At 72.7% G+C, this 9,296-nt stretch carries 9 protein-coding genes and 1 riboswitch; of the genes, 7 read left to right on the plus strand and 2 right to left on the minus strand.

Annotation, left to right across the window (positions count from 1 at the left end; all coding sequences use genetic code 11):
• From KBX39_RS13905 to KBX39_RS13915, 3 genes are all read left to right on the plus strand, one after another.
• Window positions 1-1,375 (plus strand): ABC transporter ATP-binding protein (locus KBX39_RS13905; RefSeq protein WP_210870928.1); only part of this gene is annotated, 1,375 nt, incomplete at its 5' end.
• Complete coding sequence (locus KBX39_RS13910; protein ID WP_043327978.1) at window positions 1,375-2,283, plus strand: ABC transporter permease; 909 nt, start codon at window positions 1,375-1,377, stop codon at window positions 2,281-2,283. The genes KBX39_RS13905 and KBX39_RS13910, both read left to right, overlap by 1 nt.
• 150 nt (window positions 2,284-2,433) lie before the next feature.
• The gene (locus KBX39_RS13915) at window positions 2,434-2,883 is read left to right on the plus strand and encodes a DoxX family protein (RefSeq protein WP_113973542.1); all 450 of its coding nucleotides are present in this window, start codon (window positions 2,434-2,436) and stop codon (window positions 2,881-2,883) included.
• A gap of 55 nt (window positions 2,884-2,938) precedes the next feature.
• On the opposite strand, the gene KBX39_RS13920 is transcribed toward KBX39_RS13915, so the two are convergent.
• Together KBX39_RS13920 and KBX39_RS13925 are read right to left on the minus strand one after the other, a co-directional pair.
• Window positions 2,939-3,568: a DUF4232 domain-containing protein gene (locus KBX39_RS13920; RefSeq protein WP_113973541.1), complete on the minus strand. Its 630-nt coding sequence runs from the start codon at window positions 3,566-3,568 to the stop codon at window positions 2,939-2,941.
• A 43-nt stretch (window positions 3,569-3,611) separates the two neighbouring features.
• The gene (locus KBX39_RS13925; RefSeq protein WP_043327981.1) at window positions 3,612-3,920 is read right to left on the minus strand and encodes a helix-turn-helix transcriptional regulator; all 309 of its coding nucleotides are present in this window, start codon (window positions 3,918-3,920) and stop codon (window positions 3,612-3,614) included.
• Between the two features lie 90 nt (window positions 3,921-4,010).
• Here KBX39_RS13925 and KBX39_RS13930 point away from each other — a divergent pair, with 90 nt between their 5' ends.
• The 4 genes from KBX39_RS13930 to paaN form a co-directional block, all read left to right on the plus strand.
• Entirely contained in the window at window positions 4,011-4,985 is a 975-nt protein-coding gene (locus KBX39_RS13930) for a DMT family transporter (protein ID WP_166457577.1), read from the plus strand.
• A gap of 72 nt (window positions 4,986-5,057) precedes the next feature.
• A riboswitch (SAM riboswitch) is annotated at window positions 5,058-5,190 on the plus strand.
• Between the two features lie 12 nt (window positions 5,191-5,202).
• Window positions 5,203-6,492: a threonine synthase gene (thrC, locus tag KBX39_RS13935; protein ID WP_210870932.1), complete on the plus strand. Its 1,290-nt coding sequence runs from the start codon at window positions 5,203-5,205 to the stop codon at window positions 6,490-6,492.
• A gap of 299 nt (window positions 6,493-6,791) precedes the next feature.
• A complete protein-coding gene (locus KBX39_RS13940) occupies window positions 6,792-7,811 on the plus strand; it encodes a GNAT family N-acetyltransferase (protein ID WP_210870935.1) in 1,020 nt (339 codons plus the stop codon).
• 52 nt (window positions 7,812-7,863) lie between these two features.
• A partial coding sequence (paaN, locus tag KBX39_RS13945) for a phenylacetic acid degradation protein PaaN (protein WP_210870938.1) occupies window positions 7,864-9,296 on the plus strand: 1,433 nt, incomplete at its 3' end.

Consider the following 9,296-nt stretch of genomic DNA (forward strand, 5'->3'; position numbering starts at 1 on the left):
GATCCGGGCCGCCTCCCCGACCGGCGAGGCGGTGCTGTTCGTGAAGCTCTACGACGTCGACCCGCAGGGGACGGCCACGCTGCCGTCCGGCCTGGTCGCGCCGGTGCGCCTGACCGGCCTGCCCAGCTCCGTCGACGAGGCCACGCCGGTCACCGTCACGCTGCCGGGGATCGTCCGCCGGGTCGAGGCCGGGCACCGGCTGCGGCTCGTGGTGGCGACGTCGGACCAGGCGTACGCCTCGCCGGCCGAGCCGGCCGTGCACACGGTGGCGCTGGCCGACGGGCCGCTGACGCTGCCCACCGTCGAGGCCACGCCCATCCCCACCACGGCAGTGGTGTGGCGCTGGGCGCTGGCCGGTCTGCTCGCGGCAATCGTGCTCGGGCTCGTCGTGGTCGTGCTGCTCACCCGCCGCCGGCACCGCCGCCAGGACAACTCCGTGCACCCGGAGTACGCGGGCGTCCCGCTCGCCGTGCGCAACCTGCGCAAGGAGTACGCGGACGGCTTCGTCGCGGTCTCCGACGTCGACTTCGCGGTGCACCCCGGGCAGGTGGTCGGCCTGCTCGGCCCGAACGGCGCGGGCAAGACCACCACGCTGCGGGTGCTGATGGGGCTGACCCAGCCCTCCGCCGGGGAGATCTACGTCTTCGGGCACCGGCTGGTGCCCGGCTCGCCGGTGCTGTCCCGGATCGGCGCGCTGGTCGAGGGGCCGGGCTTCCTGCCGCACCTGTCCGGCCTGGACAACCTCAAGGCGTACTGGCGGGCGACCGGGCGGCCGTGGGAGGACGCGCACTTCGACGAGGCGCTGGAGATCGCCGGCCTGGGCGACTCGGTGCACCGGCGGACGAGGAAGTACAGCCACGGCATGCGGCAGCGGCTGGCCATCGCCCAGGCCATGCTCGGCCTGCCCGAGCTGCTGGTGCTGGACGAGCCGACGGACGGGCTGGACCCGCCGCAGATCGCCGAGATGCGCCGGGTGCTCCAGCGCTACGCCACCGACGGCCGGGCGGTGCTGGTCTCCAGCCACCTGCTGGCCGAGGTGGAGCAGACCTGCACGCACGCCGTGGTGGTGAACAAGGGCCGGATCGTCGCCTCGGGTCCGGTCGAGGAGATCGTCGGCGAGTCGCCGAGCGTGCTGTTCGAGGTGAGCGACCCGGACGCGGCGCGTACGGTGCTCGACCGGCTCGACGGCGTACGGGTGCTGCCCGACGCCGAGGGCGCGCTGGTGGTCGACACCAACGGCACCGCGCGCAGCGAGGTGGTGGCCGAGCTGGTCCGGGCCGGTATCGGAGTGGACCGGGTGGTGCCCCGGCGCCGCCTGGAGGACGCGTTCCTCGCCCTGGTCGGCGAGAACTCTCGGGGAAGCGGGGACCGGTGATGGCGGGTTCGTCTGTGGCATCGTCGCCTGGTGGCGGCACGTCCGGGCCCGGCGCGGGCGGTGCGGCGGCCGGTTACCGGCCCTCGGCCACGCTTCCGTTCGCCGCGGAGTTCCGGCGGCAGGCGTCGCGCCGGCGTACCCAGCTCGCGCTGGGGTTCATGGTGCTGCTGCCGCTGATCATCCTGGTGGCGTTCCAGTTCGACTCCGGAGACGACGACCGCGGCGGGCGGGGCGAGTTCTCCAGCCTGGCCGACCTGGCCACCTCGGGCGGGCTCAACTTCACCCTGTTCTCGATCCTGGTCTCCGCGTCGTTCCTGCTGGTCGTGGTGGTGGCGTTGTTCTGCGGCGACACGGTGGCCAGCGAGGCGAGCTGGGGCAGCCTGCGCTACCTGCTGGCGGTGCCGGTGCCCCGGGCCCGGCTGCTCGCGGTGAAGCTGGTCGTCGCGCTCGCGTACTCCGGGCTGGCGCTGCTGTTGCTCGCGGGCACCGCGCTGCTGGTCGGCACGCTGCGGTACGGCTGGAAGCCGTTGAGCAGCCAGGTCTCGGCCGAGCTGGCCCCGGCCGACGGCTTGCTGCGGCTGCTCGGGGTGCTCGGGTACCTGGCGGTGGTGCTGCTGGTGGTGGCCGGGCTGGCGTTCCTGCTGTCGGTGACCACCGATGCCGCGCTCGGCGCGGTCGGTGGCGCGGTGCTGCTCTGGATCCTGTCCAGCATCCTGGATCAGATCACCGCGCTGGGCGGGCTGCGGAACCTGCTGCCCACCCACTACAGCAGCGCCTGGCTGGGGTTGCTGTCCACGCCGATGCAGACCGACGACGTGGTCAAGGGCGCGTTCTCGGCAATCGTCTACGCCACGTTGTTCTGGAGCCTGGCCTTCTGGCGTTTCACCCGCAAGGACGTCACCAGCTGAGGTGACTGTCGGGGGTACCCGCATTGGCGCGTCCGCCCATATCATGGGAGCGTTCCCATGCAATTGTCCCGCCTGCAAAGAAATTGATTAACATCGATACGTGCAATCGCCATCCTGGAGCGGTCAAACACCCGCCCCAGGAGGTCACACATGATTCCGACCCAGCTCAGCGGCCCTGTCCTGTCCCTGTTCCGCGCTGTTGTGGGGCTGCTGTTCCTATGCCACGGCGCGGCGTCGATATTCGGCGTCCTCGGCGGTAACCGAGGCTCCGGCGAGGCCGTCCCGTTCGCCACCTGGCCCGGTTGGTGGGCGGCGCTGATCCAGCTCGTCTGCGGCGTGCTGGTGCTCGTCGGCCTGCTCACCCGTCCGGCCGCGCTGCTCGCCTCCGGTTCGATGGCGTACGCGTACTTCACTGTGCACCAGCCGCAGAACCTGCTGCCGCTGCAGAACGGCGGCGAACTGGCGGCGCTCTTCTGCTGGTCGTTCCTGCTGGTCGCCGTGCTCGGCCCGGGCAACTGGGCGCTGGACGCGCTGCTCGCCCGCCGCCGCGCCGCCCCGGCCGAGCCCGCCACCGCGTCGCCCGCCTCGGTTCCGGTCTGATCCGCCGCCCGGCGAGATCGCGGTACGGGAGGGCGCTTCCGTGCCGCGATCTGAGTCAGAGCGGGTTGACCGGCGAGGTCGAGGGGGCCGGTGGATCGGAGCGCGGGGGCGCCTGCGTCGCCGGGTCGGCGTCGCGGCGCTTCCAGGCGCTGACGCCGAGCCGGCCGGTGTTCCCGAGGTCGATCGGCCCGTCCAGCTCGACCGGGTACGCCGGCCGGCCGGTCGACGGGGCGACGTCGAGTTCGGCGCCCGCGGTGGCCACCACGGTCGGGTCGGTGACGAGGTTGCGCCAGATCAGCGCCGCGCCGGCCCGTTCGCCCGGCGCCAGCACGATCCGGGTGGGCGGGTGGTCGAAGCCGGCGGTGATCGGCGCGGCGCCCGGGATGATCCGTACCGCTATCGCGTCCCCGTCGGCGTCCCGGAGCGCGACCGCCGGATAGCCACGCAGCTCGTACGGGCGGTCGCCGCAGTTGACCAGGTCCAGGCCCATCGCCCGCAGCCCCATGGCCGCGCTCACCCCGAGCCCGGTGATCCGGATGCCCTCCGGGGAGCACGTGGCGGCGGGCTCGGCGCCGGGCCGGGGTGGCGCCGACGGCGGCCCGTCGACCGGGGCCGGTGCCGGGGTGCAGCCGGCGAGCAGTGCCGCGCCGGCGAGGAGCCCGATCCGGGCAGTCGCCTTCCGCATCAGGCGATCATGTCATCCCGCCGGGAGTGGCGGGGGAGGCTGATCATTGCGGCCGGGCGGGCGCGGTGAGGACGGCGTCGAGCAGGCCCGGGTAGAGGCGGTCCAGCTCGTCGCGGCGCAGCCGCACGTACCGGGTGGTGCCCGCGATGCGGGTGCGGGTCAGGCCCGCCTCGCGCAGCACCTTCAGGTGGTGGCTGCGGGTGGCCTTGGAGACGCCGAACTCGAACGAGCCGCAGGCGTGCTCCCCGCCCGGCGCGAGCGCGCGCACGATCTGCAGCCGCACGTCGTCGGCCAGCGCCGCCAGCACGGCGGTGACCGGGACGTCGCGCAGCTCGGGTTCGTGCAGCTCCATGTGACTACGATAACCCATGTTCGACAATCGTCGAACAAGCTCCTAGAGTCGTGGCGTTTGGTTCGACGATACTCGAACATAGGAGCTGGGATGCGCTTCCGTTCCGCCGCCTTCCCGATCTTCGCAGTGCTCAGCTGGGGCGTCATGTTCCCCGTGCTGGCGAGCGCGCTGACCCGGGTGGACGCCCTCAACCTGACCACCACCCGGTACGTCCTCGCCACCGCCGTGCTGGTCGCCCTGCTGCTGGCCCGCGAAGGGCTGGCCGCACTCGCCACGCGCGGGCGCGCGGCCGAGGTGTGGCTGCTCGGCGCACTCGGCTTCGCCGGCTTCAACACGCTGACGAACCTCGCCCTCGGCCACGCCACCCCGCAGCAGATCGCGCTGTTCGGCGCCACCGTGCCGCTGATCACCCAGCTGGTCCGCTGGGCGCGCGACGGCGTACGCCCCCGCCCGGCGCTGCTCGGACTGGCACTGGTGGCCCTGGTCGGCGTCGGCCTGGTGATCACCCGCGGCCGGCTGGACGGGCTCGGACAGTTCGGCGTCGGCGGGCTGCTCATGCTGGGCGCGGTGATCGGCTGGGCCTTCTACACGCACGGCGCGAGCCGGTTCCCCGAATGGTCGGCGCTGCGCTACACCACGCTGACCGCCGTCACGGGCATGCTCGCCATGCTCGCCGCCAGCGCCGTCGCCGACCTCACCGGGCTCCAGCACGCGCCGGCCGCCGCCGACCTCGTCGCGGTCGCCCCCCAACTGGCGTACGCGGTGCTGATCGCCGCCGTCCTCGCGGTGCTGGCCTGGAACACCGGTGTACGGCGACTCGGCCCGGCCGACGCCGCGCTGTTCATGAACCTGGTGCCGGTGGTCACGTTCGCGGTGCAGATCCTGCGCGGGTACCGGCCGGTCGCGATCGAGCTGGTGGGCGCCGGGCTGACCATCGCCGCCCTGGTGGCCGCGAACCTGGTCACCCGTACCCGCCCGGCAGCCGTGACCACGACGGCGCCGGAGCCGCTCGCGGTGGTGGACCGGCCCGCCGTGGTGGAGCCGGCCGCGGTGGTCGGACGCTGAGCCGGCCCACAGCGTGGGATCCCGGGGTGGCGCGGCCGTGAGCAGCGCATAGACTCGGCGGCACAACTGAATACCTCATCCAGAGGGGCTGAGGGATACGGCCCGACGACGCCCCGGCAACCACCCGCACGCTCGACGACGAGCGACAGCGGGCAGGTGCCAATTCCGTCCCCGCCGCACCCGGCGATGCGGGGAAAGATGAGAGGAAATCCTCGACATGACGTCGACGCTTCCCGCCGCCACCGGCATCGACACCACCCTCAGCCCGGCCCGCGCCCTGGTCTGCCGCGCCTGTTCGGCGCGCTACCCGCTGGCCGCCCAGCACGCCTGTTACGAGTGCTTCGGGCCGCTGGAGGTCGACTACGACACCGCCGCGCTCGCCACCGTCACCCGGGAGCAGATCGAGGCAGGTCCGGCGAACATCTGGCGGTACGCGGCGCTGCTGCCGGCCGGTCAGGACCCGGACACCCGGGTCACGCTCGACCCGGGGCTGACCCCGCTGGTCGCCGCCCCGAACCTCGCCGCCGAGCTGGGACTCACCGCGCCGCTGTGGGTCAAGGACGACAGCGCGAACCCCACCCACTCGTTCAAGGACCGGGTCGTCTCGGTGGCGCTGACCGCGGCCCGGCAGCTCGGCTTCACCCGCTACGCCTGCGCCTCCACCGGCAACCTCGCCAACTCCGTCGCCGCGCACGCGGCCCGGGCCGGCGTGCCGTCTGTCGTCTTCATCCCCGGCGACCTGGAGCAGGGCAAGGTCGTCACCACCGCTGTCTACGGCGGTGACCTGGTCGCCATCGACGGCTCGTACGACGACGTGAACCGGCTCTGCGGCGAGCTGGTGGAGACCGACGAGTTCGAGGACACCGCGTTCGTCAACGTGAACGTGCGGCCCTACTACGCCGAGGGCTCCAAGACGCTCGGCTACGAGGTGGCCGAGCAGCTCGGCTGGCGGATCCCGGCCCAGGTGGTCATCCCGATGGCCAGTGGCGAGCTGCTCACCAAGATCGACAAGGCGTTCACCGAGCTGGTCGAGATCGGCCTGGTCGAGGCGCCGGCCGGTGGCTGGAAGGTGTTCGGCGCGCAGTCGGCCGGCTGCAACCCGATCGCCACCGCGCTGCACGGCGACACCGACACGATCACGCCGGTCAAGCCGACCGGCATCGCCAAGTCGCTGAACATCGGCGACCCCGCCGCCGGGCTGTACGCGCTGGAGGCGGTGCGCCGTACCGGCGGCTGGATGGACTACGCCGACGACGACGAGATCCGCGCCGGCATCCGGCTGCTCGCCCGTACCACCGGGGGGTTCGCTGAGACGGCGGGCGGCGTGACGGTCGCGGTGTTGCGCAAGCTGGTCGAGTCGGGCCGGCTCGACCCGTCCGCCGAGACGGTCGTGTTCAACACCGGCGAGGGCCTGAAGACGCTCGACGCGGTGGCCGCCCAGGTGGGCCCCACCCACCGCATCAAGCCCAGCCTCCGCGCCGCCCGCGACGCCGGCCTCCTGTCCTGACCCGGAGCCCGGCGCCTCGGCCGGGTGGGGGAGGTGGGGCTCGCCCGGGTGGGGGATCGGGTGAGACCGGTGGGTAACCGGTGATGTGCGGTGAGTGCCAGAAAACCACCCTCAAGGACTTGACGGCAGGAACCGGACGGCGCAAGATGCTTCGTGCGGGAGGGCATCCGCCGGAGACTTTTCAAGTTCTTGCGACCCAACGCCGGAGGCGTTGTGCGGACGTCCCTCCCGACCAACGTCCGAAGAGGCCAGCGGAAAACCGCTGGCCTCTTCGCTGTGTCCGGCGCACCCTGGGTGACATGACCCTGACCGTGACGCCGCTTGATCCCGCCGACCGGCAGACGCTCGACGCGGCGTACCGGATCGCCTGCGCCGCCCAGGCCGTCGACGAGCCGGACCTCCCGCCGATCTGCCGCCGCCGCTTCGAGGCGCTGCTGTCGCACCCGATGCCCGGCATCGAGGGACGCTGGCTCGTCGCCCGCCTGAACGGCCTGCCGGTGGGCTGGCTCCGGTTGCACCTGCACACGATCGAGAACACCGAGAACGCGACAGTCGAACTGACCGTCGACCCGGCGTACCGGAGGCGCGGCATCGGCCGCGTGCTGCACGAGCACGGCGTGCGGCTGCTCCGCGAGCACGGCGGCAAACGCCTGGTCGGCTCGACCACCGCCGCGCTGCCCGGCGAGGAGGACCGGGTCTTCCCCGGCGCTGCGTTCGCCGCCGCCCTGGGCGCCAAGCCGGCGCTGGCCGACGTCCGCCGCCGCCTCGACGTGACCGGGCTCGACCGTGACCGGCTCGCCGCGCTGCTGGCCCAGGCCCGCACCGCGGCCACCGGATACCGGCCGGTGCGGTGGCGCGATCACACCCCCGAGGAGTACGTCGCGGACGTCGCCTACCTCCAGGGCCGGCTGCTGCTCGACGCGCCGATGGGTGAGCTGGACTGGAAGCCGGAGCGGATGGACGCGGCGCGGGTACGCGACGCGGAGCGGGCGCTCGATGCCCGGGGCGTACGCCGGTACAACACCGGCGTGGTGCACGAGGCGACCGGCCGCCTGGTCGGCTGGACCCAGCTCAGCCTGGACGCGAGCAGCGCCGACCACGCCTGGCAGGAGATCACCCTCGTCGACCCCGACCACCGCGGCCGCCGGCTCGGCCTGCTCTGCAAGGCCGGGAACCTGGAGTACGCGCTGACACACGAACCGGCGTTGCGGGCCGTCGACACCTGGAACGCGGTCGCGAACCGGCACATGATCGCGATCAACGAGCAACTGGGCTTCCGCCCGGCCGCCGGTTCCGTCGACTGGCAGCTGACGATCTGAGTTGTGACACGCCCCTACTGATCTGGTGCCTTTCTGTTGCATGATGGCGGGCATGACGGAGACCCCGCACCCCCTGTACGACAGGCACCGCGAGACCCTCGACCGGGCGCTGACCGCCATCGCGGAGCGCGGGTACTGGTCGGCCTACCCCGAGTCACCCAGCCCCCGGGTGTACGGCGAGACCGCCGCCGCCGACGGCAAGGCCGCCTTCGAGGCGTACCTGGGTGGCGACTTCCCGCTCGACCAGGCCGGTGACGGCAGCACGGTCGCCACCGAGGTCAGCCCGTTCGGCGTGGCGCTGGACGTGCGCTACCCGCACGCGGGCGCCGACCAGCTCGTGTCCGCCGCGAGCGCCGCGCTGCCCGCCTGGCGCGACGCCGGCCCGCAGGCCCGGGTGGGCGTCTGCCTGGAGATCCTCGCCCGGCTGCACGGGAACATCTTCGAGCTGGCCAACGCGGTGCAGTTCACCAGCGGCCAGGCGTTCGTGATGGCGTTCCAGGCCGGTGGCGCGCACGTGCTGGACCGGGCGCTGGAGGCGGTCGCGTACGCGTACGCCGAGATGACCCGCCACCCGGGGACCGCCGGCTGGGAGAAGGCCGCGGGCAAGGGCGACCCGCTCCGGATGACCAAGACGTTCCACGTGGTGCCGCGCGGGGTCGCGCTGGTCATCGGCTGCAACACGTTCCCCACCTGGAACTCGTACCCCGGTCTGTTCGCCTCGCTGGCCACCGGCAACCCGGTAGTGGTGAAGCCGCACCCGCGCGCGGTGCTGCCGCTGGCGATCACCGTGAAGTACGCCCGCGAGGTGCTCGCCGAGGCCGGGTTCGACCCGAACCTGGTGCAGCTCGCGCCCGAGGCGCCCGGCGAGAAGCTCGCCACGACGTTGGCCCTGGACCCGGCCGTGAAGATCGTCGACTTCACCGGCTCCACCGAGTACGGCGACTGGCTGGAGGCGAACGCCCGGCAGGCGGCCGTCTACACCGAGAAGGCCGGCCTGAACACGGTGGTGATCGACTCCACCGACGACTTCGCCGGGCTCTGCCGCAACCTCGGCTTCACGCTGACGCTGTACAGCGGCCAGATGTGCACCACCTCGCAGAACCTGCTGATCCCGCGCGACGGAATCGAGACCGACCAGGGGCACAAGAGCTTCGACGAGGTGGCCGCCGGGATCGCCGGCGCGGTCGCCAAGCTGACCGCCGACCCGGCCCGCGGCGTCGAGCTGACCGGCGCGATCGTCAACGACGGCGTGCTGGAGCGGCTGGACGAGGTCACCAAGGTCGGCGAGCCGGTGCTGGAGTCGCGCGTAGTCGAGCACCCGTCCTTCCCCGGCGCGGTGGTGCGTACGCCGACTGTGGTGAAGCTGGACGCCTCCGACACCGCCACCTACTCGCGGGAGTGGTTCGGGCCGATCTCGTTCGCCATCGCGACCGACTCGACCGAGCACAGCCTGCGCATCCTGCGCGAGACGGTGGGCGAGAAGGG

Origin of the sequence: Micromonospora sp. D75 (assembly GCF_018070405.1) — a bacterium.
In the GTDB taxonomy this organism is placed as follows: Bacteria; Actinomycetota; Actinomycetes; order Mycobacteriales; family Micromonosporaceae; genus Micromonospora; species Micromonospora chalcea.

What these genes read in the sequence shown, in the direction of transcription:
- KBX39_RS13910 (WP_043327978.1), top strand. Translation starts at nt 1,375, where the DNA reads ATGGCGGGTTCGTCTGTGGCATCGTCGCCTGGTGGCGGCACGTCCGGG.
- KBX39_RS13915 (WP_113973542.1), top strand. Translation starts at nt 2,434, where the DNA reads ATGATTCCGACCCAGCTCAGCGGCCCTGTCCTGTCCCTGTTCCGCGCT.
- KBX39_RS13920 (WP_113973541.1), bottom strand. Translation starts at nt 3,568, where the DNA reads ATGCGGAAGGCGACTGCCCGGATCGGGCTCCTCGCCGGCGCGGCACTG.
- KBX39_RS13925 (WP_043327981.1), bottom strand. Translation starts at nt 3,920, where the DNA reads ATGGAGCTGCACGAACCCGAGCTGCGCGACGTCCCGGTCACCGCCGTG.
- KBX39_RS13930 (WP_166457577.1), top strand. Translation starts at nt 4,011, where the DNA reads ATGCGCTTCCGTTCCGCCGCCTTCCCGATCTTCGCAGTGCTCAGCTGG.
- thrC (WP_210870932.1), top strand. Translation starts at nt 5,203, where the DNA reads ATGACGTCGACGCTTCCCGCCGCCACCGGCATCGACACCACCCTCAGC.
- KBX39_RS13940 (WP_210870935.1), top strand. Translation starts at nt 6,792, where the DNA reads ATGACCCTGACCGTGACGCCGCTTGATCCCGCCGACCGGCAGACGCTC.